The following is a 22,301-nucleotide window of genomic DNA, read 5'->3' on the forward strand; positions in this document are numbered from 1 at the left end:
ACTACTATGACTGAGAATATGATACACGATCAAGCAAGCGGCCTCCGTCGCTTAACACAACCATCGTTGACCAAAGTGATTGCTGTTACTGGCGGCAAAGGTGGTGTGGGGAAATCAAACGTAACACTGGGTCTGGCGATTTGTATGGCTCGCCAAGGCAAGAAGGTGATGGTTCTCGACGCTGATTTAGGTCTGGCCAATGTGGACGTGATGCTCGGAATTCGTGCAAAACGTAATCTAGGACATGTCTTAGCGGGTGAATGTGAGCTAAAAGATGCGATTGTCGAAGGGCCTTATGGTATAAAGATAATCCCTGCAACTTCTGGCACACAGAGCATGACTGAGCTTTCTCACGCTCAACATGCTGGACTCATTCGAGCATTTGGTAGTCTTGAAGACGAAATGGACGTCCTGCTGATAGATACCGCCGCAGGCATTTCTGACATGGTAATCAGTTTTTCGCGAGCAGCTCAAGACGTCGTTGTGGTTGTGTGTGATGAACCAACTTCAATCACAGATGCATATGCGTTAATTAAGCTGTTAAGTAAAGAACACCAGGTCCAACGCTTTAAAGTTGTAGCAAATATGGTCAGAAGCTACCGTGAAGGGCGAGAATTGTTTGCAAAGTTGACGCTAGTCACAGAGCGATTCTTGAATGTCAGCCTTGAACTCGTAGCATGTATTCCATTAGATGATAAAGTACGACAGGCTGTAAAAAGACAAAAAATTGTCGTTGATGCGTTCCCTCGCTCACCTGCCGCTTTAGCTATCAGCTCACTAGCAAACAAAGCGTTAACGTGGCCACTACCGAAAACACCAAGTGGACACTTGGAATTTTTTGTGGAAAGGTTGCTAAATCGTACCGAATTCGCAGAGGACCCTTTTGGTGAATAAAGCGATAACCTATGACCAACATGGCAAGTTTAATAGCCAGCAAGCGTTTATAGAGCGCTACTCAGTGTTGGTTAAGCGCATTGCTCACCACCTATTAGGCCGTTTACCGCCGAGTGTTCAGGTAGAGGATTTAATTCAGGCCGGCATGATCGGTCTTATCGAAGCTCAGCAGAATTATGATGGTTCTAAAGGTGCGAGCTTTGAAACTTATGCAGGTATCCGTATTCGTGGCGCAATGTTAGATGACATGCGCAAAGGCGATTGGGTACCGCGTTCTGTTCATAAAAATAATCGAGAGATTAACCAAGCGATTGCGGAACTGGAAGGCGAATTAAATCGAGATCCTACTGATTCTGAAGTAGCCACGCATCTCGGTATGACACTGGATCAATATCATAGTGCTCTGACCGATATCAACTGCTCAAAATTAGTCGGTATTGAAGATTTAGGCGTTTCTGATGATGTGATTTCACCTGCAGATGAAACTGATGACAGTAACCCGTTCAAAGGGGTTGCCGATGAATCATTTCGAAAAGCACTGGTTGAATCAATAAAACAGCTTCCAGAGCGTGAAGCTTTGGTACTTTCGCTTTATTATGATGAAGAACTCAATTTGAAAGAAATTGGCGATGTGTTAGGCGTAAGCGAATCTCGCGTAAGTCAAATACTGAGTCAAGCGATGCAACGTTTGCGCACCAAGCTCAGTGCGTGGACACAAAATGACTAAAAACACTGATTTTACGATTCAGTGGAGGCAATTTTGAATAAAAACATGAAGATCCTTATTGTTGATGATTTCTCAACAATGCGCCGTATTGTTAAAAACCTGCTTCGTGACTTGGGTTTCAATAACACTCAAGAAGCGGACGATGGTTTAACCGCATTACCAATGCTGAAAAAAGGTGACTTCGATTTTGTTGTAACTGACTGGAACATGCCAGGTATGCAAGGCATCGATTTGCTTAAACACATCCGCGCGGATGCAGAACTTAAGCATTTGCCAGTTCTAATGATCACGGCTGAAGCGAAGCGTGAGCAGATCATTGAAGCTGCTCAAGCAGGCGTAAACGGCTACATTGTTAAGCCATTTACTGCTGCAACATTAAAAGAAAAATTAGATAAAATTTTCGAGCGTTTATAACTCTCTCTTTTTCTCTTTGTTATTCGAGTCATTCATACCAATTATTAAATACCTATTAAATGACTCGTTTAGCGTTTTTAAAGTGATAAGAAGAACTAAACGTAAAAGGGTCTATTCAGAATGATCTCACTAGAGCAGGCGAAGTCACTCGTTCAAATGCTAGAAAACGGGGAACAAGACCAAGCCAATATGCTTGTTGCCTCGATCTACGAAGGTGCCGAGAATCCAATGCTGCAAGAAATTGGAGCCTTAACTCGAGACCTTCACGAATCACTCAAGCAGTTCAGTCTCGATCAGCGCATGACCGAAATTGCGAAAGACGAAATCCCTAACGCAAGGGATCGTCTTAATTATGTGATCGAGAAGACAGAGCTAGCAGCCAACAAAACGATGGATGCAGTCGACTGCTGCCTTCCTATCGCTGACAACCTGCATGATTGCCTTCAGAAAGTTCGTCCTCAATGGAATGAACTCATGCACGGGCGCATCGAATTAAGCGAATTCAAAGCACTTTGTCACCGAATCGACGAGCTATTAGTTCAAGTCGAAGGTGACAGCACTGAGTTGCGTGGTCAATTGACCGAAATTCTCATGGCGCAAGACTTCCAAGACCTAACTGGCCAAATTATTCGCCGCGTAATTACGTTGGTAAATGAAGTAGAAGGCCGCTTAGTGGAAATCCTAACCGTATTCTCTGGAAATAAACCTGAAGAACACATTCAAGTTTTGTCAGAACCGGCAGATAAAAAGAATACACAAACAAGCGAAGCCGAAGGCCCGATTCTTCATCCAGAACTGAGAGAAGATGCGGTTTCATCGCAGGACGAAGTCGATGACTTGTTGTCCAGTCTTGGATTTTAAAGGTAACGTATGAGCTACGATTTAGACGAAGATATTCTTCAGGACTTTCTCATTGAGGCTGGGGAAATTCTCGAACTGCTTTCTGAGCAGTTGGTTGAATTGGAAAATAACCCAGAAGACAAAGACTTACTTAATGCAATTTTCCGCGGGTTTCACACCGTAAAAGGCGGTGCTGGCTTCCTGTCTTTGGCAGAGCTAGTCGATACTTGTCATGGTGCGGAGAACGTGTTCGACGTTTTACGAAACGGCCAACGCACGGTCACGCAAAACTTAATGGATACGATGCTAAAAGCGTTGGATACGGTCAATACCCAGTTCCAAGCCGTTCAAGATCGTGAACCATTGGAAGCAGCGGATCCTGCCCTTCTTGAAGAACTTCATCGTCTATGTAAACCTGAATCAGAAGATGAAGTCGCTGCAACCGTGGTTGAAGAACCAGTGGTTACTCCTGAACCTGTCATTCCTGAGCCTGTTATTGAAGAACCTGCCGCGCCAGCGTCAAGTGTCGGCTCTGTCGATGAAATTACCCAAGACGAATTCGAAAAGCTGCTGGATGAACTTCATGGTAAAGGCTCAGCTCCAGGCGCTTCAGAACCTGCGACACCAACAGCGCCATCAGAGCCCCCTCAATCAAGTGCGCCATCAGTTGAAAGTGGCGATATCACTGACGATGAATTTGAACGTCTACTTGACGAACTTCACGGCGTTGGCAAAAGTCCATCAGCGGCAGAGGCTGCAGCATCTGCACCAGCAGAACCTCCTAAAGCGGCAGAACCAGCTGCGCCAGTTGCATCGTCAGCAAATCAAGATAGTGATTTAATGACGGACGAAGAGTTCGAAAAGTTACTCGATGAGCTACATGGTGCGGGCAAAGGTCCTACGCTAGAAGAACTGGATATGGCAACGAAGCCGGCATCAGCAAACGTAGAGGAAAGCCCTGCGAAACCTGAGCCTGCGGTTAAGCCAGCACCAGCAGCTCCAGCACCAAAACCAGAATCTAAACCTGTCGCGGTGAAAGAAGAGGCGAAAGCGCCAGCGGTTAAAAAGCCTCAGGCCGAGGCAACCGTTCGTGTCGATACCTCGACGCTTGATACCATCATGAACATGGTAGGTGAGCTTGTATTGGTCCGAAACCGTCTATTAAGCCTTGGTTTGAACAGCGACAATGAAGAAATGTCCAAAGCGGTCGCCAACCTTGATGTCGTAACGGCGGATCTGCAAGGCGCGGTAATGAAAACGCGTATGCAGCCAATCAAGAAAGTATTTGGCCGTTTCCCACGCGTTGTCCGTGACTTGGCGCGCAACCTAAATAAAGACATTGTGTTGGAAATGCGCGGTGAAGAAACCGATCTCGATAAAAACCTTGTAGAAGCATTGGCTGATCCATTGATTCACTTGGTTCGTAACTCGGTTGACCACGGTATTGAAATGCCAGACGACCGCGCGAAAGCAGGTAAATCACGCACAGGTAAAGTGATTTTGTCTGCATCGCAAGAAGGGGATCATATTGAGCTATCCATCGTAGATGATGGCGGCGGTATGGACCCGAACAAACTGCGTGGTATCGCGGTTAAGCGCGGCATGATGGACGAAGATGCGGCGGCCCGTTTAACAGACAAAGAGTGCTTCAACCTTATCTTTGCGCCAGGTTTCTCAAGTAAAGATAAAATTTCTGACATCTCTGGCCGTGGCGTTGGCATGGATGTGGTTAAGACGGCGATCAACACCTTAAATGGTTCAATCGATATCGATTCTGAGCTAGGGAAAGGCACTAAGATCACCATCAAAGTACCACTGACGCTTGCGATCCTACCAACACTGATGGTTGGTGTTGGCGGTCATCCGTTTGCACTGCCACTGGCATCTGTGAGCGAAATTTTCCACTTGGATCTGAGTCGCACAAACGTGGTAGATGGTCAGTTGACGATCATTGTGCGTGAAAAATCTATCCCGCTATTTTACTTACAGAACTGGTTAGCATCCAAATCACAAAACGTCGAAGAGCGTACTGGTCACGGTCATGTGGTTATTGTACAGATCGGTAACCAGCGCGTTGGTTTTGTTGTGGATACGCTTATTGGTCAAGAAGAAGTGGTTATTAAGCCACTCGATAATCTATTGCAAGGCACTCCGGGCATGGCTGGTGCAACAATCACTAGCGATGGCCATATTGCATTAATTCTAGATGTGCCTGATTTACTTAAGCGATATGCTGCGGCTTCACGCCTTTAAGCAAAGCTGACGTTATTAAAAGGAATAAGATGGCGATTAAAGTACTAGTCGTTGATGATTCGAGTTTTTTTCGACGTCGCGTGAGCGAAATCATCAACTCAGAATCGCGCCTAGAAGTGATTGACGTTGCGGTAAATGGCAGAGAGGCGGTTGAGAAAGCCAAATCTCTTAAACCGGACGTCATCACGATGGATATTGAAATGCCAGTGATGGATGGCATTACCGCTGTGCGTGAAATCATGGCAGCTGCTCCAACGCCAATCCTAATGTTTTCGTCCCTGACTCATGACGGGGCGAAAGCCACGCTTGATGCGCTAGATGCGGGCGCATTGGATTTCTTACCGAAAAAGTTTGAAGACATCGCACGTAACCGCGAAGAAGCGGTGTCACTGCTTCAGCAACGTGTTATTCAGATTGCTTCGAAGCGCGCTTTTATGCGTCGACCAATCACTCGCGCTGCTGCGAGTACCAGTGCGGCAGCTCGTCCACTAGGTTCAAGAACGGCTTCGCCAGCGACTCCAGCTCCTGCTCGACCGGCTGCGGCAAAGTTCCGAGCCTCTGGTAAGAAGTATCAACTGACCGCAATTGGCACGTCGACTGGTGGTCCGGTTGCTTTGCAAAAAATTCTGACGCGTTTACCGATGAACTACCCGCATCCGATCGTATTGATCCAACATATGCCGGCAACCTTTACTGCTGCATTTGCCAGCCGTTTGAATACCTTGTGTAAGATTCAAGTGAAAGAAGCCCAAGACGGCGATGTCTTACAGCCTGGTGTGGCATACCTTGCTCCAGGTGGTAAGCAAATGATGGTGGATGGTCGAGCGGGGGCTGCTCGTCTTCGTATCATTGATGGCGGCGACCGCATGAACTACAAACCATGTGTGGATGTGACTTTTGGTTCTGCAGCCAAAGTATACGGTGACAAAGTACTCTCTTTAGTGCTGACTGGCATGGGTGCAGACGGTCGTGAAGGTGCTCGTATGTTGAAGTCTGCAGGCTCAACTATTTGGGCTCAAGATGAAGAAAGTTGTGTTGTTTATGGTATGCCCCAAGCTGTTGCTAAAGCAGGCATTTCTTCAGAAGATTTACCGCTTGACCGCATTGCAGAACGCATGTTGGTGGAAGTTGGCCTAGCGTAGGATTCATCATGATTGTTTGGAGTGTAGCTAACCAGAAAGGTGGCGTGGGTAAAACCACCTCAACAGTGACATTAGCGGGTTTGCTGAGTCAAAAAGGTCATCGCGTACTGATGGTCGATACTGACCCTCACGCATCACTGACTACCTATCTTGGTTATGATCCTGACGCAGTAACTTCGAGCCTGTTTGATTTATTCCAGTTGAAGACATTCTCTCGTGAAACGGTGAGGCCGTTAATCCTAGAGACAAAACTGGAAGGGATGGATATCATTCCCGCGCATATGTCCCTTGCGACGCTTGATCGTGTCATGGGGAATCGCAGTGGGATGGGGCTGATCTTAAAACGAGCTCTACAAGCGGTCTCACAAGACTATGATTATGTGTTGATTGACTGCCCGCCAATTCTTGGTGTGATGATGGTGAACGCACTGGCCGCCAGTGACCGAATTTTGATTCCCGTTCAAACCGAGTTTTTGGCGATGAAAGGCTTGGAACGCATGATGCGCACGTTAACCATTATGCAAAAGTCTCGTCCGGGTGGTTTCAAAGTGACTATCGTTCCAACGATGTATGACAAGCGCACCAAAGCGTCTTTGCAGACATTGATGCAACTGAAGAAAGATTACCCAAATCAAGTATGGACCTCTGCGGTGCCGATTGATACCAAGTTCCGTGATGCTAGTTTAAAGCATTTGCCAGCATCACATTTTGCATCTGGTAGTCGTGGTGTGTTTGCGTATAAACAGTTACTGATTTACCTGGAGAGGTTAGCGTTCGATGAGCAGTAACGACGTGCTTTCCAGTGAACAAGCGCTTGATGACTACTTTAATGCGCTACTGGGTGATGAGGCTGAAGCAACGACTCTTGAGGAAGAGCTTGACTTGCTGGCTCAAGAAATATCATCTGCAGAGCCAGAGCCAGAGCCAGAGCCAGAGCCAGAGCCAGAGCCAGAGCCAGAGCCAGAGCCAGAGCCAGAGCCAGAGCCAGAGCCAGAGCCAGAGCCAGAGCCAGAATTGCAGTTTCAATACTCGGAGCCGGAAACTTACCAGTTTCAAGAAGCGTATCCGCCAGAATTGGAAGCCCCAAATCTGGAAGATGTGCAAAGGTTATTAAGTCAGCTTGAAGCAAGCAACCCTGTAGCCGAGTTAGATATTGATAGTATTCTTGAACAAAATACGATTGATATTGCAGCAGAAATAAAAGCGGCTGAGCCAGACGTACAAACCGTTAGTGAGGCGCCCGAGTTACAAACAGTTGAAGAGATACAAGACTGGGTGATTGATGCGCCAGTTTTTGAGGAAACTCAGCCAGAACTGGTTGAACCTCAATCGGTGATTGAGCATGATGTCAATATAGAATCGAACGTTGATACCGAGCTCGAGACACAAACAGGTTCCGAAATACCAACTGACTGGGAAAGCACGAAGCGAAGTGAAGATTTTCAAGTGCTTTACTTTGATGTGAATGATGTCACGTTTGCCGTACCGCTTGATGAGTTAGGTGGTATTCATCGCATCAGCGAGCTTAACCATTTGATAGGAAAGCCCGCCTGGTATTTGGGGCTACAAACAAATCGTGAGCAACAGTTTGATGTCGTCGATACCGCGAAATGGGTGATGGCAGATAAGCTTCGCGATGACAGTTACAAAGATAATTACCAATACGTTGTCATGCTTGGAGAGAGCATGTGGGGGCTGGCCAGTAACCAACTAATGGGGACGGAAACGCTCAATATCGACAAGGTTCGCTGGCGTGAACAGGCGGGTAAGCGCCCTTGGCTAGCGGGCATGGTAAAAGAAAAAATGTGCGCCTTAATTCATGTCCAGGCGCTCATTGACATGCTAAACGCCGGTTTAGATGTCAAATCACTGAATTAGATTTAAGTCGGGAACGACATTAACGAGGATTAACTATGTCTCAAGCTTTTGAAGTAGAAGTGAAGAAAGATGCATCGAATGACGAAGTTCTTCAGTGGGTGACGTTCCAGCTAGAAGAAGAAACGTACGGCATCAACGTAATGCAAGTTCGTGAAGTACTTCGTTATACTGAAATTGCACCCGTTCCAGGTGCGCCAGATTATGTTCTGGGTATCATCAACCTGCGTGGTAACGTGGTTACTGTTATCGACACGCGTTCGCGTTTCGGCCTGATGGAAGGCGAAGTTACAGATAATACTCGTATTATTGTGATCGAGTCAGAGCGTCAAGTGATTGGTATTTTGGTAGATAGTGTGGCAGAAGTGGTTTACCTACGTTCTTCTGAAATTGACACGACGCCTTCTGTTGGTACTGATGAAAGCGCGAAGTTCATCCAAGGTGTGAGCAACCGTGACGGCAAGCTTCTTATCCTTGTGGATTTGAACAAGCTCCTAACGGATGACGAATGGGACGAGATGGCTCACCTATAATGGGCTGAATAATGATGGCTGAAGAGACTCTTTTATCTGTTCCATTCCTTGCGGGTGGCGTCGCTTTTATCGTGTTGGTGTTGGTTGTTTTGCAACTGCGCATTCGCTCGGGGTTGCAAAAGCAAGTAGACCAGCAACGAGCACAGTCTCGACATGTAGATAAAGAAGTACAAAAGTTGAGTAAGCAGTTACTCGAAGTGCGTTCGGTTGTCGTTGGTCTTGGACAAAAAGTAACGGAACAACAAGACATTATTCAGCACCTAAACGAGAGAATTCGTGAACTCGAACACGCTGATACTGATGGTCGCTTGTACAGTCGAGCTTCTAAAATGGTACAGCTTGGTGCAGATATCAATGAGCTCATTGAAGAGTGTGAACTGCCAAAAGCTGAAGCGGAATTGATGCTTTCACTACAGAAAAAACTGGCGGGAAAAGAGAAAATTCCACCACTAAGCGGTCAGCCATCAGATGATGCAGAATACCCGGCGCGTGGACGTCGTCGACGCTAAAGGTTTTAAAGCGATAAAAAGAGGCGATAAGCCTCTTTTTTTTGTGTTCGGTTACTAATTATCTTTTTGCAATACAGCCCTAGATTACCTTAAGCTCTTTTCATTCTTAGCACTCGCTCCCCAAGTTAAAATGAGAGCTTATAACTACTTATAGTTAATTTTATTAAAGTGTGACGATTAATTAACAAAAATACATGAACTTACATACATCACAGCCCTCTTATCCTGTTTTGTCATAACTAAGCTGTGCTAATATATCGCTTCGTTCATTTTTTAGTTGAAGCTCTATGTTAGAAGTATCTAACCTGACAGCGATCCGTGATGAGAGGGTCCTGTTTGAAAACCTGCAGTTTGAAATTAAGCCTGGTGAATTGGTCCAGATAGAAGGACGCAATGGTACTGGCAAAACTACGTTACTACGTATTGTGACAGGTTTAGGTGATAGAGAAGAAGGCATCATTAAGTGGAAAGGAGAAGAGGTTGAAAAATCTCGTGATGTTTTCCATCAAGATCTGCTGTTCTTAGGGCATCAAACTGGAGTGAAACGAGAGCTTACCGCACTAGAAAACTTACGTTTTTACCAATCTATTCAAAATAACCGCTCTTCTGACGAAGAAATCTTCACAGCTTTAACTCAAGTTGGTTTGGCCGGTCGAGAAGATGTGCCTGTAGCACAGCTTTCCGCAGGTCAGCAACGACGAGTGGCACTAGCAAGGTTATGGCTCAGTAAGCAAATTTTATGGATTTTAGATGAACCGTTGACCGCCATCGATAAGCAAGGCGTCAAAGTGCTTGAATCTTTGTTCGCAAGTCACGCTGATAATGGCGGTATTGTCGTGTTGACGACGCATCAAGATATGTTTTCGGACAGCCCGAAACTTAGAAAAATAAAGTTGGGTGATTGATATGATTCCATCTATGACCACCATCATTCGCCGCGAGCTATTGATAGCATTTCGCCGTCAGGCAGACATTCTGAACCCGCTTTGGTTCTTTATTATTGTTATTACTTTGTTTCCTCTTAGTATCGGGCCTGAACCAAATTTGTTAGCACGTATTGCAGCGGGCATTGTTTGGGTTGCCGCATTGCTATCCGCCTTATTATCATTAGAGCGTCTATTTCGTGATGATTTTCAAGACGGTGCATTGGAACAAATGATGCTAATGCCGATTCCATTGCAACTTGTAGTGGTTTCAAAGGTCATAGCACATTGGTTGTTAACAGGGTTACCTCTGATCCTAATTAGCCCATTATTGGCGGTTTTACTTTCGCTCGATTTCAATACTTGGCTATCTGTTGTACTAACCTTGATGATCGGTACACCGACACTAAGTTTTATTGGAGCTATTGGTGTGGCTTTGACGGTTGGGTTGCAAAAGGGTGGCGTTCTTTTGAGTTTGCTTATTCTTCCGCTCTACATCCCAATTTTGATTTTCGCAACATCAGCAATTGATGCCGCCGCGCTTGGTATGGCGTATAACGGTCAACTAGCAATTTTAGGTGCGATGCTAATGGGAGCGATGACGTTAACGCCTTTTGCCATTAGTGCCGCATTGAGAGTTAGTGTTAACTAACTCAATAAAGTGCCAATGAAGCGGCGCTTGATCAAAGAATTATTATTAAAGCACTGCTACGGTCTCAACCCTTTAGACAGTGTCCCTGAAGTAAGAGTGAGAACAAAACATGTGGAAATGGCTACATCCTTATGCCAAGCCAGAAACCGCTTACCGTTTGAGTGGTAAGTTTCTGCCTTGGTTTTCTGTATTGGCCCTCGTATGCTTATCGGTTGGTACGGTTTGGGGGCTTGCATTTGCGCCTTCAGATTACCAACAAGGTGACAGTTTCCGAATCATCTACATTCATGTCCCATCAGCTATTTGGTCTATGGGCGTTTATATGTCGATGGCGATTGCGGCATTTATTGGCTTAGTATGGCAAGTACGTCTATCTGATATGGCGGCACTTGCGATGGCGCCGATTGGTGCGGTATTTACCTTTATTGCTCTACTTACTGGTGCCGTTTGGGGTAAGCCAATGTGGGGCACTTGGTGGGTATGGGATGCGCGTCTTACTTCAGAGTTGATTCTTCTATTTCTCTATCTTGGTGTTATTGCGCTTTATCACGCGTTTGACGATCAGAAAACAGCCGCAAAAGCGGCGGGTATTTTAGCGATCGTAGGCGTTGTTAACCTTCCGATCATTCACTTTTCCGTAGAGTGGTGGAACACGCTTCACCAAGGCGCGACGATCACGAAATTTGAACAACCTTCTATTTCATCCGACATGCTTTGGCCGTTATTGCTAAACATCTTTGGCTTTGCGTTCTTCTTTGGTGCAGTGACGATGGTCCGTTTCCGTAACGAAATCATCAGTAAAGAAAGTCACCGCCCTTGGGTGCGCAAACTCGCAACAGAACAAACTCAGTGAGGTAATTGATTATGCATTTTGAATCTCTGAGCGACTTTTTTGCCATGGGTGGCTACGCATCATACGTATGGAGTGCGTTTGGTATTACTTTCTTATCCATGCTGATTCTTCTGATCACTAGCCTTCGCCGCGGTGATGCATTATTGAAAGAAGTGAAAGCAAAAATTGACCGTCAAGCTCGTATCGACGCAGCGAAGAACATGGAGAACACCTTATGAATCCGAGACGTAAAAAGAGGCTAGGTATCGTACTAGCGATCTTTATCGGTATTAGTGCCACCATTGGTTTGATACTTTATGCGCTTAACCAAAATATGGACCTTTTCTACACTCCTACGGAATTGGTTAATGGTAAGCCAGATGGCACCAAGCCAGAAGTAGGCCAGCGTCTGCGTATTGGTGGTATGGTGGTTGTGGGCTCGGTTCGTCGAGATCCTAATTCTTTGAAAGTGAGTTTTGACCTGCACGATGTCGGTCCTAAAGTGACGATTACTTATGATGGTATTCTTCCTGACTTGTTCCGTGAAGGGCAGGGTATTGTGGCTCAAGGTGTGCTGAAAGATGCCACGACGGTTGAGGCATTTGAGGTCCTAGCGAAGCACGATGAAGAATACATGCCACCAGAAATTGCAGAAGCGATGAAGAAAACGCATGAACCGCTTCAATACAGCACCGAACAGAAACAAGGAAGCGGCCAATGATTGCTGAAATCGGTCACTTTGCTCTCATTCTTTCGCTTGCAATGGCTGTGCTGCTGAGCGTATTGCCATTGTGGGGAGCATCGAATAATAACACCATGCTCATGAACACAGCGCGACCGCTATCTTGGTCTATGTTCCTGATGCTGTTGTTCTCTTTCGCCATTTTATGTTGGGGATTTTATACCAACGACTTCACGTTACAGTATGTAGCGAGCAACTCGAATAGTCAGCTTCCTTGGTACTACCGTTTAACCGCAGTATGGGGTGCACACGAAGGTTCACTGTTGCTATGGGTGTTAATCCAAGCTGCTTGGACTGTCGCTGTAGCGACATTCAGTCGTGGTATGCCACAAGAGTCGGTTGCACGTGTACTTGCCGTAATGGGTATGATCTCAGTAGGTTTCCTACTGTTTATTATCTTAACGTCAAACCCATTCTTACGTACGTTGCCTTTCTTCCCGGTTGACGGGCGTGACTTGAACCCTCTGCTTCAAGACCCTGGTTTGATTGTTCACCCGCCAATGCTTTACATGGGCTACGTTGGTTTCTCGGTTGCCTTCTCTTTTGCGATCGCATCCCTAATGACCGGACGCCTTGATACGGCTTGGGCTCGTTGGTCTCGTCCTTGGACAACCGCTGCATGGGTATTTTTAACACTCGGTATCGCACTAGGCTCTTGGTGGGCTTACTACGAACTTGGCTGGGGTGGCTGGTGGTTCTGGGACCCAGTAGAAAACGCATCATTCATGCCTTGGTTAGCGGGTACCGCATTAATGCACTCTCTTGCCGTGACAGAAAAACGCGGCACATTTAAAGCGTGGACGGTACTATTGGCAATCTCTGCATTTTCGTTGAGTTTGTTGGGCACATTCTTAGTCCGTTCCGGTATTTTAGTATCGGTGCACGCGTTCGCGTCTGACCCGTCGCGCGGTATGTTTATTCTAGGCTTCCTCGTTTTCGTTATCGGCGGCTCTTTATTGCTGTTTGCTGTAAAAGGGGCAGCAGTACGTGTACGTGGTAACTTCGACTTAGTCTCTCGTGAAAACGCGCTCTTAGCCAACAACGTATTACTTATCGCAGCACTTGTTGTGGTGTTAGTGGGGACACTGTTGCCGCTCGTACACAAGCAGCTTGGTTTGGGGTCGGTTTCTATCGGTGCGCCATTCTTCGACATGCTGTTTGCTTGGTTGATGATGCCATTTGCTTTCCTACTTGGTATTGGTCCACTTATCCGTTGGAAGCGAGACAATTTATCTAAACTTGTGAAACCAATGCTCATTTCAGGTGTGCTTGCTTTCGCCTTGGCTGCGGTATGCGTGTTCCTGTTTGCCGACTTCTTCTCAACCATGGCTTACATTGGCTGGGTAATGGCGATTTGGATTATTGCAATGCATGGCTTTGAACTATATGAGCGTGCAACGCACCGTCATAGCTTTAGTGAAGGCGTTCGCAAGCTGCAGCGTAGCCACTGGGCGATGATGTTGGGTCATGTTGGTCTGGCGGTATCTGTTATCGGTATTGCGATGGTACAGAACTACAGCATCGAGCGTGATGTACGTTTAGCACCTGGCGAACATTTCCAAATTCAAGGTTATGATTTCTACTTCTCAGGCCTGCGTGATAAAGATGGTCCAAACTACGATGGCTACATCGCGGATTTTGAGATCACACATGATGGCAAATACGTGAATACGCTTCACGCTGAGAAGCGCTTCTACCGTACGGCTAAGTCTATGATGACCGAAGCTGCCATTGACCGTGGCATTAGTCGTGACTTATACATTGCAATGGGTGAACGTTTAGACGACAACCGATCTTGGGCTGTTCGTATTTACTATAAACCGTTCGTTCGTTGGATTTGGGCTGGCTCTTTGATTATGGCGTTAGGCGGTGCACTAGCGATTTCAGATAAGCGTTATCGCTTCCGTAAATCTTCAAAGAAAAACGCGAAGTCAAAAGAGCAGGAGGCATAACATGAATAAGAAAATCTTATTTATTCCGCTCGTCGCTTTCATGATTTTGGCGGGCATTTTCGCAACCCAGTTAATGCGCAACCAAGAGGGCGATGATCCAACGAAATTGGAGTCGGTTTTGGTTGGTAAGCCAGTTCCTGAGTTTCACTTAGAAGACTTAGCTGAACCTGGAAAACAATACGACCAGTCAATTTTTAAAGGTGAGCCGTTGCTCTTGAACGTTTGGGCAACGTGGTGTCCAACATGTTATGCAGAGCATAAATACCTAAACGAATTGGCGGGTAAGGGCGTTAAGATCATCGGTATGAATTACAAAGATGATCGTAACAAAGCGGTAGGCTGGTTGAATGATCTCGGCAACCCGTACTTAATTAGCCTATTTGATGGTAGTGGTATGCTTGGTCTTGACCTTGGCGTTTATGGAGCACCAGAAACATTCATTATTGATGCAAATGGTGTGATTCGCTATCGCCATGTGGGGGATGTAAACCCACGTAATTGGTCAGAAACACTGGAGCCGCTTTACAACAAATTGGTTGAGGAGGCGAAGCAATGAGAAAGCTGATCCTTGCAGTTTTTGCTGCCATGACATTATCTCTTGCTGCTCACGCTGCCATTGAAGTGTACGAGTTCGATAACTTGGAACAAGAACAGCAGTTCAAAGAGTTAAGCCATACGCTCCGTTGCCCTAAATGTCAGAACAACACGATCTCGGATTCTAACGCTGAACTTGCTCAAGACTTACGCCATAAGGTGTACGAAATGACCAAAGAAGGTAAGTCCAAAGATGAGATTGTTGATTACATGATCGCCCGTTACGGTAACTTCGTGACTTACAACCCACCATTTACGGTTGCGACTGCGATTTTGTGGCTAGGGCCACTCGCTGTAGTACTGGGTGGTTTTGGTTTGATTGTGCTGCGTAGCCGTAAATCTAAAGTTAAGGCAAAAGCGAGCAGTGACGAGCAATGGGATGAGCAAAAAGAGGCTCGTTTAAAAGCATTGCTTGAAGAAGAGAACAACGGAGATAAGAAGTAATGACACTATTTTGGATTTCCACCGTTGCTCTTACGCTTATTGCTTGTGCGCTGGTGGCTTTGCCGCTGCTTAAACAAAAAGCGAACAATGATGATGTGTTACGCGATGAGCTCAACAAGGCATTTTATAAAGACCGTCTATCTGAGCTTGCAGAAGAAACCGACGAAGGGCTGGTTGAAAGCGAAGACGAACTGATTTCTGATCTAAAGCAGTCTCTCCTTGACGATATTCCGGGTGATAAAGCGCAAAAAGAAGCCAAGGTTTCACCAATCGCGGTTTTAGTTCCATCGGTAATTCTGACGGTGGCGTTGAGCTATGGCTTGTATTACAAATTTGGCGCGTCAGACGATATTGTTCAATGGCAAGAAGTGTCTGCAAATCTACCTGAGTTATCGAAAAAGCTGATGTCGGCTTCTTCTGAGCCGTTGAGTGACGATGAAATGGCGGATTTGACCCTTGCCCTTCGAACTCGCTTACATTACCAGCCGGAAGACTCGACAGGTTGGTTACTGCTAGGTCGTATTGCGTTAGCAAATCGTGATGTCACGACCGCTATCGATGCGATGGAAAAGTCATATCGCCTAGAGCCCAAAGATCCTGATGTGATGTTGGGTTATGCACAAGCTCTGATGCTGTCTCAAGAGGAAATGGATCAAGCGACGGCTCGCTCATTACTCGGCAAGCTGATGCAGCAAGACTATGTCGATCTGCGTGTGTTTTCTTTGTTAGCGTTCGATGCGTTTGAGCGTCAAGACTTCCCGGCAGCGATCAAGTACTGGGGAATCATGCAGCAAATGATTGGTCCAGAAGATAGCCGCTACGAGATGTTGTCACGCAGTATTGAGAGTGCTCGTAAGCAAATGGGCGAAGCGGTTTCACCGGATAAGAGTGTAGCTGTGACAATTAATGTGGCACCAAATGCTCAGTTGGATCCAAACGCAGTTCTGATTGTATCGGTACATCGTGCAGATGGCTCACCAATGCCTGTTGCGGCAGCTCGCTATCCGCTGGGTACTTTCCCTCGTACAGTCGTATTAGATGATGGTAATGCCATGATGCAGGGGCAAAAACTATCTTCACTCGACAAGTTAATCGTCCGTGTGCGTGTGGACTCTGACGGTAACGTAGCAACGCGTGACCAAGATTGGCACGGAGAGAGTGACGTCGTTGAATTTGGCACGCCGGTTGAAGTGACCATTGACCAGCAATATTAATCGTTAGCGTCTGTCTCTGAAATATGACAACGGGGTAGAGTCTGTTGCCTTTAGTGGTATGACTCTAAACGATCGAGTAGAATACCGAAGGCCAGCGACTGCTGGCCTTTATTTATTCCCATATCTGAGTCATCTTTACTACGTATACTGCTCAACATACGTACAACTGTTCATTGGATGACTTAGGTACATTAATAGTCGTTATGGAAAATAAAATGTATAACAAGGGTAAATCTACCTTCTTGTTACTGCTTGCAGTTGGACTGGTTGGCTGTTCAAGTGCGCCTGATGAAGCAGTAACAGGACAAGAAACAAATCAAACGACTTCTGATGTGTATGACCCGTTGGAAGGCTTTAACCGAACCATGTGGGAAATCAACTACGAATATTTAGATCCGTATTTGGTTCGTCCTGTATCACTTGCGTATGTGGAATACACGCCAGTTCCTATTCGTTCCGGTATCGCTAACTTCTTGTCGAACTTAGATGAGCCAGCCAGCATGGTTAATAACTTAGTCATGGGTAACGGCACGAAAGCCGTAGACCACTTTAACCGTTTTTGGATTAACTCGACGTTTGGTATTTTCGGTTTATTCGATATTGCAAGTGCCGCGGGTATTACGAAATACGACGAGAAAGCGTTCAGTGATGCAGTAGGCCACTATGGTGTTGGAAATGGCCCTTACTTCATGATTCCAGGTTATGGCCCGTATACCTTACGTGAAGTGACAGATACCGTAGATAGTACGTATTTACCCCTCTCTTACCTCAACTTCTGGGCGAGTTTGGGTAAGTGGGCGTTTGAAGGCATGGAGAAGCGTGCTTTATTAGTACCGCAAGAAGCACAGTTAGACTCGTCGCCGGATCCATATATTCTTACTCGCGATGTTTATATTCAGCGTCAAAACTTTAAAGCAGAAGTTGAAACCGTTGAAGAAGTGAACATCGAAGAAGAAGAGTATTTAGACGAATACCTAGAAGACTTTTAAGCGCTGTTCTTTACAATATACAAATAAAAAAGGCTTAGCTGATGCTAAGCCTTTTTTGTATTTTTGCTGTTTGGTTAGAAACGGTAGTTTGCTTGAACACCGATTAGCCAAACATTACCCGTAGTTTCGCCTACGAATTGGCCGCCGACTTGTTCTGCAGCGTCGTCTGACTTGTAACCACGAGACTCAACGATTGGTGCGTCTTTCGCGAAAATATAGGTGAAGCCAGCGTCTAGGCTGAAGTCTTTCGTCCAATCGTACGTTGCGCCAATACTTAGCCAAGTACGGTCAGTTTCTGGAATAGTGATCGTACGGTTTTTGTCGCTTACCGCTGAAGTATCGTATGCAATACCAGTACGTAGCGCTAGCTTAGGATCAAGCTGGTAAGTGGCACCAACAGCAAAGCGGTAGTTATCTTCCCAGTTTTCTACTTTAACCATATGCGTGCCAGCGGTATCTAGGCGTGCTTCCAATTTCTCGAAAGAGCTCCAATCCGTCCAGTTAAAGCTTGCGTGTAACGCAAGTTGGTCTGTTACTTGGTGGAAACTTGCCAGCTCAGCTGTTGCAGGCAGGTTTAGGTACATATAGCCGTTGTCACGTAGTTGTGGAAGCTCAGAAGTACCGAAGCCAAAACCTAGACCTTCAGCATGGCCTTCAAGCTTCAGTTCAACTTCAGATTTGTACGCGAAGCCGATACGGTTATTTTCATTGATCTGCCATGCAGTACCAACTTGCCAGCCCCAAGCGGTATCGTCACCTTCCATGTATTTTAGAGCGGTACCTTGAGGAACACTGATAGGATCGCCAGTGACAGGGTGCTGTCCTACAACGTTATTCTTAGGTGCGGCTGCGCCAAAGCTGCCTTCGCCGATGATGTAACGGATACCACCACCAACGCTGATTGATTCATTGACTTTGTAAGCTGCGTTTAAGTTCGCTTCCATTGTCGTTACGCTTGCTTCGTTACCGAAGTGTGAAGCACCAAAGCCTTTACCTAAATCGGTTTCCATGCCGTAGTTGGTGCCAAATGCCAAACCAATCGCGAATTTCTCATTGTATTGGTGTGATAGGTAGAAGTTTGGAATGATTGCATCATGTGCGAAATCATCTGAAGATGCAGAAGAAGTACTACCGTGGAAGTTTACATCACCTTCAATATCAATATTTGGGTTCACATAGATTGCACCAACGGACACTTGAGTGCCTTCCAAATAAGTTAGCATTGCTGGGTTACGCCATTGTGCACTTGCGTTGTCAGCCATTGCTGCTTCACCAGCATATGCTCGACCTAGGCCTGTTGCAGAATATTCAGCAAGTTGGAAACCTGCTGCGTTAGCCATGCCCGTTGTGCCAAGTAGGGTTAATGCCACTGCTGTTGATAGAAGAGTCTTGTTGGTTTTCATTCGAATGTTCGCTGATTTGTTTATAACGTGGGACGAAAGTTTAAAGGTAGAGTTTTTACTTTAGAAATGAAAATCCAGCACAAGCAGTCATTTGGAATATTATGCTTTCAAGTGTTGTTTGGGTGGTTTAATAATCTAACTGTGAAGGGCTTGTAAATGGAATTCAGCGAACAGCTGTGCGTCCTAATTGTGAGATTTAGATACACGTGTTCACTCAAATTGAGTGGGCAATAAATCGCAGATATGAAAAAAGGCTGGAAATCCAGCCTTTTATATAAAGTATTTTTCTACTAACTAACAGCGAAGCGCTTAGAAGCTACGGCTGTATTGTAAGCCGAATAGAATTGCGTCAGCATGAGTTGTTGCTGTTACACCGGTAGAAAGACTAGGAGCTAATTGAGTATTCTCATTAACTTTTACATCTTCACCTAACAAGTACGTGAAGCCAAAATCGATGTTTGAGCTATTATCAATATGGTAAGAGAAACCTGTGGAGAACCACTGGCGATCTGAGTCTGGTACCGAGATAGACGTTACTTTATCTTGAGCGCTTGTGTCGTACATGTAACCAGCACGAAGTGTCCAGTTGTTGTTTAGGTAGTAAGTACCACCAATTGCGTAGTGCCAGCCATCTTGCCATTGATAGTCTTTCGAGTAACCACCTTTAAGTAAACCCTGATTTAGGTTCTCAAAATCAATTTGGTCAAAATCTTTCCAACCGATGTATTGGATGCTGTAGTGTACAGCAAACTTAGTGTCTTGGATTTTGTGGAAACCAGAAAACTCGGCCATATCTGGTAGAGGTAGCGTGATTTCCTGACCTTTGTCGTCTTTCGCTGTAAATTCAGGGCTGTAACGATACGCTAGACCAAAACGGTTGTTTTCATCTAGTTCGTACACAGTACCAACGTTGAAACCAACAGCCCAACCATCAGCTTTATCTACGTCCAGAATTTTTTGACCGCCAACCCCTGGGACTGAAGAGCTAGTTGTACGCTTCATTGTGCCTTGGCCGTAGATTAAATCTAAACCAGCACCAAAGCTCCATTGTTCGTTTAAACGGTAAGAACCCGCAAAGCCAAAGTTGAAGCTTTTTACATCCGTAAGACCACCGTACTCGGTTGCGGTGTAGTTATCTGAAAATTCAGTTTTAGTGCCGAAATTAGAGTATGCGTTTACGCCCCATGCAAACTTGTCATTTACTGGAACGATTAGGTGAATGTTTGGAGCTATTGACGTATCACCCACATCATCAGTGTCAGCAACATTTACAGTACTGGAACCCAAAGGAGTATTAACGTTATATTTCGCATCTTTCACTTCAATCATTGAAGTAATGCTTTCGAAACCTAGCGAAAGCTCCATTTTATCAAATAGAGCCATTGCTGCTGGGTTGCGAGCCATTACTGCGGCGTTATCTGCGATTACTGCATCACCAGCAAATGCACGGCCGATGCCAGTTGCTGATTGAGCGTTGATTTGGAAACCCGCTGCCATCGATTGACCTGAGGCAAAAGCTACCGTTACTGCTAGGAGAGTCTTTTTAAACAGACGCGTGTTCTGAGTCATTTGTTTTTCCTTATTAGATTCGTCTCTTTGGACGATAAATTGAGCTTTTGCTCAGTGGCGCAGATAGTAGTATCAATAGTTGCTTGGACAAATCCGACCATTGGATAAAATTGAATAAAAATTGCAGAAATGATGTCTAAAAGACGGGAAATTGCACTTAAAATGCATAATTTAGAGTTTAAGCTCTAAATGCTATAGCGATGGTGAATGTTTTGTGTTCTATTTATACAAAAATGCCGCTAAATAAGATCATTTAGCGGCATTTAACCTTTTGAAGGCTGGAAATCGTCGAAGTTATTACATAGGTTTAATCATTGATGCAAGAGTCGTAGCGATAGCATCAATATTTTCACCTTCTTCTCCGACTAAAATCAGGCTTGAACTCCCGACGGGCTGAACGATACCGGTCATGCCATCCTTATTAAAGTCGGTACTTTGTTCGCTAGGAATACCAGTAATAAATAACGTTACTTTACCTTTTGGACCTTGGAATACCATATGCACCGCATTGGATTCACCAAAACCGCAGTGGTTTAGGTAGTAAACGTGATATGGAAAGCTTTCACTAAACTGGTAATGAAATGGCGACATTTTCGCATTAATTTGCGAGCTCGGTACATCCTCATCAAGATGACGAACAAAAGGTTCTTCATGAATAACGTGTTTCATCGCGGTATCAGCTAAACTGGCTTGTGCTGGAGAAACCAAAACATTTCCCCAGTTTACTTGACCAACTAATAATCCTGCGGTGAACGCAATAGAAGCGGCAAGTGCCATTGCTTTGCGCACAAAGTTTGGTCTGACGACCTTCTCTTCATCAAGTGCACTCGACGTCTGACTAAATAAAATCTTATCAGCGAGATCTTCAGGTACATCCACATTCATGGCTTGTTTAATTTTTACGTCGAGATCCAAAACGTCATCAACAAACTTATTGTTGGTGTCGCTACCAGCTAAAGCTTGCAGAATCTCTTCATCCTTTTGTTTTGGATCCGACAAAATACGACGACGAAATTCTAAATCATCCATTCTTTTGTCCTCTCTTAGTATCTTGAGAATCCAACATCTCTTTGAGTTGATTACGAGCGCGAAATAATCGAGTCATCACTGTATTTTTATTTAAATCAAGAATGTCGCCAATCTCTTCTCCGCTGAAACCACCGACAACTTGGAGAAATAAAGGCTCGCGGTATTCAACATCGAGTTTCATGATCTGCGCTTGCAGCCATTCTTGCTGATGATGTGGGTCATCGCTGACTTTAGCATCATTGCCGTAATCATCGATATCAACTAAATCAAATTGTTTACGTTCGAAGCGGCGCGCATTTTCTCGTCTCAATATGGTGATGAGCCAAGACTTGGCTGCTTTTTCATCCTGGAGACTATCGAGTGACTTCCAAGCTCTAAGACAGGTTTCCTGAACTAGATCTTCCGCTATCGCTTTATCTTTGCACAACCAGTATGCGTAGCGATATAAGTCACGATGGTACCCTCGGACGAGCGCTTCGTATTTTCTTTGCTTGTCCATATCAGAGTTGACCGGACTGTTGGAATTTTTCTTTCCAAACATTTTTAATATGGCCACAGGAGCCTCCATCCTCGCTCTGTGAGTTTTTTATTTGTTCTGAGCATGACTTTACTTTTCAATAGCTTCGCGGTTTCGGTTGAGCGTGTGTCGTAGATAACCTCTGACACAATAAGCTATGTGGTTACTTAAAAGTGTATACGCAAATGCCAAATATCATCGAACATGAATTGGTAAAGATTGTTAACAATATCATCATTAGTAATCAATGGTTT

The 22,301-nt window shown here is 45.3% G+C and carries 24 protein-coding genes; 20 read left to right on the plus strand and 4 right to left on the minus strand.

The features are described from left to right. The first annotated feature begins 6 nt into the window (after positions 1-6). The 20 genes from NL645_RS10680 (at position 7) to NL645_RS10775 (ending at position 17,529) form a co-directional block, all read left to right on the plus strand. Positions 7-894, plus strand: a complete 888-nt coding sequence (locus NL645_RS10680) for a MinD/ParA family protein (RefSeq protein ID WP_005380498.1) — start codon at positions 7-9, stop codon at positions 892-894. Continuing rightward, complete coding sequence (locus NL645_RS10685) at positions 887-1,621, plus strand: RNA polymerase sigma factor FliA (protein ID WP_048625854.1); 735 nt, start codon at positions 887-889, stop codon at positions 1,619-1,621. The genes NL645_RS10680 and NL645_RS10685 overlap by 8 nt, the downstream gene beginning before the upstream one ends. A gap of 45 nt (positions 1,622-1,666) precedes the next feature. Then, a complete protein-coding gene (gene cheY, locus NL645_RS10690; RefSeq protein ID WP_017635949.1) occupies positions 1,667-2,035 on the plus strand; it encodes a chemotaxis response regulator CheY in 369 nt (122 codons plus the stop codon). Positions 2,036-2,155: 120 nt separating this feature from the next. Further along, complete coding sequence (locus NL645_RS10695; protein WP_006741709.1) at positions 2,156-2,896, plus strand: protein phosphatase CheZ; 741 nt, start codon at positions 2,156-2,158, stop codon at positions 2,894-2,896. A 9-nt stretch (positions 2,897-2,905) separates the two neighbouring features. Next, on the plus strand, positions 2,906-5,128 hold the full coding sequence (locus tag NL645_RS10700) for a chemotaxis protein CheA (RefSeq protein WP_253651686.1): 2,223 nt from the start codon (positions 2,906-2,908) through the stop codon (positions 5,126-5,128). Positions 5,129-5,157: 29 nt separating this feature from the next. Further along, positions 5,158-6,270, plus strand: a complete 1,113-nt coding sequence (locus tag NL645_RS10705) for a chemotaxis response regulator protein-glutamate methylesterase (RefSeq protein ID WP_047008842.1) — start codon at positions 5,158-5,160, stop codon at positions 6,268-6,270. 8 nt (positions 6,271-6,278) lie between these two features. Continuing rightward, the gene (locus tag NL645_RS10710) at positions 6,279-7,058 is read left to right on the plus strand and encodes a ParA family protein (protein ID WP_006741712.1); all 780 of its coding nucleotides are present in this window, start codon (positions 6,279-6,281) and stop codon (positions 7,056-7,058) included. Further along, on the plus strand, positions 7,048-8,148 hold the full coding sequence (locus tag NL645_RS10715; RefSeq protein WP_074191669.1) for a chemotaxis protein CheW: 1,101 nt from the start codon (positions 7,048-7,050) through the stop codon (positions 8,146-8,148). The genes NL645_RS10710 and NL645_RS10715 overlap by 11 nt, the downstream gene beginning before the upstream one ends. 35 nt (positions 8,149-8,183) lie before the next feature. Then, entirely contained in the window at positions 8,184-8,678 is a 495-nt protein-coding gene (locus tag NL645_RS10720) for a chemotaxis protein CheW (protein WP_005380507.1), read from the plus strand. Positions 8,679-8,692: 14 nt separating this feature from the next. Continuing rightward, positions 8,693-9,187 carry a DUF2802 domain-containing protein gene (locus NL645_RS10725; RefSeq protein WP_041853027.1) on the plus strand — a complete coding sequence of 165 codons (495 nt, stop codon included), beginning with the start codon at positions 8,693-8,695 and terminating at the stop codon, positions 9,185-9,187. Positions 9,188-9,474: 287 nt separating this feature from the next. Next, entirely contained in the window at positions 9,475-10,092 is a 618-nt protein-coding gene (ccmA, locus tag NL645_RS10730) for a cytochrome c biogenesis heme-transporting ATPase CcmA (protein WP_012841536.1), read from the plus strand. A gap of 1 nt (position 10,093) precedes the next feature. Next, on the plus strand, positions 10,094-10,762 hold the full coding sequence (ccmB, locus tag NL645_RS10735; protein ID WP_006741714.1) for a heme exporter protein CcmB: 669 nt from the start codon (positions 10,094-10,096) through the stop codon (positions 10,760-10,762). A gap of 109 nt (positions 10,763-10,871) precedes the next feature. Continuing rightward, entirely contained in the window at positions 10,872-11,615 is a 744-nt protein-coding gene (locus NL645_RS10740; RefSeq protein ID WP_005394301.1) for a heme ABC transporter permease, read from the plus strand. Between the two features lie 11 nt (positions 11,616-11,626). After that, positions 11,627-11,833 carry a heme exporter protein CcmD gene (gene ccmD, locus NL645_RS10745; RefSeq protein WP_005380515.1) on the plus strand — a complete coding sequence of 69 codons (207 nt, stop codon included), beginning with the start codon at positions 11,627-11,629 and terminating at the stop codon, positions 11,831-11,833. Further along, a complete protein-coding gene (gene ccmE / locus NL645_RS10750; RefSeq protein ID WP_005380516.1) occupies positions 11,830-12,315 on the plus strand; it encodes a cytochrome c maturation protein CcmE in 486 nt (161 codons plus the stop codon). The genes ccmD and ccmE overlap by 4 nt, the downstream gene beginning before the upstream one ends. Continuing rightward, entirely contained in the window at positions 12,312-14,288 is a 1,977-nt protein-coding gene (locus NL645_RS10755) for a heme lyase CcmF/NrfE family subunit (RefSeq protein ID WP_139060712.1), read from the plus strand. Before ccmE ends, NL645_RS10755 begins: the two co-directional genes overlap by 4 nt. Before the next feature lies 1 nt (position 14,289). Next, positions 14,290-14,844, plus strand: a complete 555-nt coding sequence (locus tag NL645_RS10760) for a DsbE family thiol:disulfide interchange protein (RefSeq protein WP_012841537.1) — start codon at positions 14,290-14,292, stop codon at positions 14,842-14,844. Next, positions 14,841-15,326 carry a cytochrome c-type biogenesis protein gene (locus NL645_RS10765; RefSeq protein WP_005380519.1) on the plus strand — a complete coding sequence of 162 codons (486 nt, stop codon included), beginning with the start codon at positions 14,841-14,843 and terminating at the stop codon, positions 15,324-15,326. The genes NL645_RS10760 and NL645_RS10765 overlap by 4 nt, the downstream gene beginning before the upstream one ends. Then, a complete protein-coding gene (gene ccmI, locus NL645_RS10770) occupies positions 15,326-16,540 on the plus strand; it encodes a c-type cytochrome biogenesis protein CcmI (RefSeq protein WP_253651687.1) in 1,215 nt (404 codons plus the stop codon). Before NL645_RS10765 ends, ccmI begins: the two co-directional genes overlap by 1 nt. A gap of 215 nt (positions 16,541-16,755) precedes the next feature. Beyond that, positions 16,756-17,529 (plus strand): VacJ family lipoprotein, encoded by a 774-nt coding sequence (locus NL645_RS10775; protein ID WP_005394290.1) that lies wholly within the window; start codon positions 16,756-16,758, stop codon positions 17,527-17,529. 74 nt (positions 17,530-17,603) lie between these two features. Here NL645_RS10775 and NL645_RS10780 read toward each other — a convergent pair whose 3' ends face one another. The 4 genes from NL645_RS10780 to NL645_RS10795 all read right to left on the minus strand — a co-directional run bounded on the left by NL645_RS10780 (position 17,604) and on the right by NL645_RS10795 (position 22,098). Then, entirely contained in the window at positions 17,604-18,932 is a 1,329-nt protein-coding gene (locus NL645_RS10780) for an outer membrane protein transport protein (RefSeq protein WP_253651688.1), read from the minus strand. Between the two features lie 309 nt (positions 18,933-19,241). Further along, on the minus strand, positions 19,242-20,501 hold the full coding sequence (locus NL645_RS10785; RefSeq protein ID WP_203347041.1) for an outer membrane protein transport protein: 1,260 nt from the start codon (positions 20,499-20,501) through the stop codon (positions 19,242-19,244). Between the two features lie 297 nt (positions 20,502-20,798). Further along, a complete protein-coding gene (locus NL645_RS10790; RefSeq protein ID WP_139060708.1) occupies positions 20,799-21,530 on the minus strand; it encodes a DUF3379 domain-containing protein in 732 nt (243 codons plus the stop codon). Next, positions 21,523-22,098, minus strand: a complete 576-nt coding sequence (locus NL645_RS10795; RefSeq protein ID WP_029836529.1) for a sigma-70 family RNA polymerase sigma factor — start codon at positions 22,096-22,098, stop codon at positions 21,523-21,525. The genes NL645_RS10790 and NL645_RS10795 overlap by 8 nt, the downstream gene beginning before the upstream one ends. Positions 22,099-22,301 lie beyond the last annotated feature (203 nt).

It is taken from the genome of Vibrio sp. Y51_MX_L26, assembly GCF_024181935.1.
In the GTDB taxonomy this organism is placed as follows: Bacteria; Pseudomonadota; Gammaproteobacteria; order Enterobacterales; family Vibrionaceae; genus Vibrio; species Vibrio diabolicus.

Coding starts and splice junctions, on each gene's coding strand:
- NL645_RS10795 (WP_029836529.1), bottom strand. CDS start 22,098: ATGGAGGCTCCTGTGGCCATATTAAAAATGTTTGGAAAGAAAAATTCC.
- cheY (WP_017635949.1), top strand. CDS start 1,667: ATGAAGATCCTTATTGTTGATGATTTCTCAACAATGCGCCGTATTGTT.
- ccmE (WP_005380516.1), top strand. CDS start 11,830: ATGAATCCGAGACGTAAAAAGAGGCTAGGTATCGTACTAGCGATCTTT.
- NL645_RS10695 (WP_006741709.1), top strand. CDS start 2,156: ATGATCTCACTAGAGCAGGCGAAGTCACTCGTTCAAATGCTAGAAAAC.
- NL645_RS10720 (WP_005380507.1), top strand. CDS start 8,184: ATGTCTCAAGCTTTTGAAGTAGAAGTGAAGAAAGATGCATCGAATGAC.
- NL645_RS10765 (WP_005380519.1), top strand. CDS start 14,841: ATGAGAAAGCTGATCCTTGCAGTTTTTGCTGCCATGACATTATCTCTT.
- ccmA (WP_012841536.1), top strand. CDS start 9,475: ATGTTAGAAGTATCTAACCTGACAGCGATCCGTGATGAGAGGGTCCTG.
- NL645_RS10790 (WP_139060708.1), bottom strand. CDS start 21,530: ATGGATGATTTAGAATTTCGTCGTCGTATTTTGTCGGATCCAAAACAA.
- NL645_RS10780 (WP_253651688.1), bottom strand. CDS start 18,932: ATGAAAACCAACAAGACTCTTCTATCAACAGCAGTGGCATTAACCCTA.
- NL645_RS10700 (WP_253651686.1), top strand. CDS start 2,906: ATGAGCTACGATTTAGACGAAGATATTCTTCAGGACTTTCTCATTGAG.
- NL645_RS10755 (WP_139060712.1), top strand. CDS start 12,312: ATGATTGCTGAAATCGGTCACTTTGCTCTCATTCTTTCGCTTGCAATG.
- NL645_RS10710 (WP_006741712.1), top strand. CDS start 6,279: ATGATTGTTTGGAGTGTAGCTAACCAGAAAGGTGGCGTGGGTAAAACC.
- NL645_RS10725 (WP_041853027.1), top strand. CDS start 8,693: ATGGCTGAAGAGACTCTTTTATCTGTTCCATTCCTTGCGGGTGGCGTC.
- NL645_RS10740 (WP_005394301.1), top strand. CDS start 10,872: ATGTGGAAATGGCTACATCCTTATGCCAAGCCAGAAACCGCTTACCGT.
- NL645_RS10705 (WP_047008842.1), top strand. CDS start 5,158: ATGGCGATTAAAGTACTAGTCGTTGATGATTCGAGTTTTTTTCGACGT.
- ccmI (WP_253651687.1), top strand. CDS start 15,326: ATGACACTATTTTGGATTTCCACCGTTGCTCTTACGCTTATTGCTTGT.
- NL645_RS10680 (WP_005380498.1), top strand. CDS start 7: ATGACTGAGAATATGATACACGATCAAGCAAGCGGCCTCCGTCGCTTA.
- ccmD (WP_005380515.1), top strand. CDS start 11,627: ATGCATTTTGAATCTCTGAGCGACTTTTTTGCCATGGGTGGCTACGCA.
- NL645_RS10785 (WP_203347041.1), bottom strand. CDS start 20,501: ATGACTCAGAACACGCGTCTGTTTAAAAAGACTCTCCTAGCAGTAACG.
- ccmB (WP_006741714.1), top strand. CDS start 10,094: ATGATTCCATCTATGACCACCATCATTCGCCGCGAGCTATTGATAGCA.
- NL645_RS10715 (WP_074191669.1), top strand. CDS start 7,048: ATGAGCAGTAACGACGTGCTTTCCAGTGAACAAGCGCTTGATGACTAC.
- NL645_RS10775 (WP_005394290.1), top strand. CDS start 16,756: ATGTATAACAAGGGTAAATCTACCTTCTTGTTACTGCTTGCAGTTGGA.
- NL645_RS10760 (WP_012841537.1), top strand. CDS start 14,290: ATGAATAAGAAAATCTTATTTATTCCGCTCGTCGCTTTCATGATTTTG.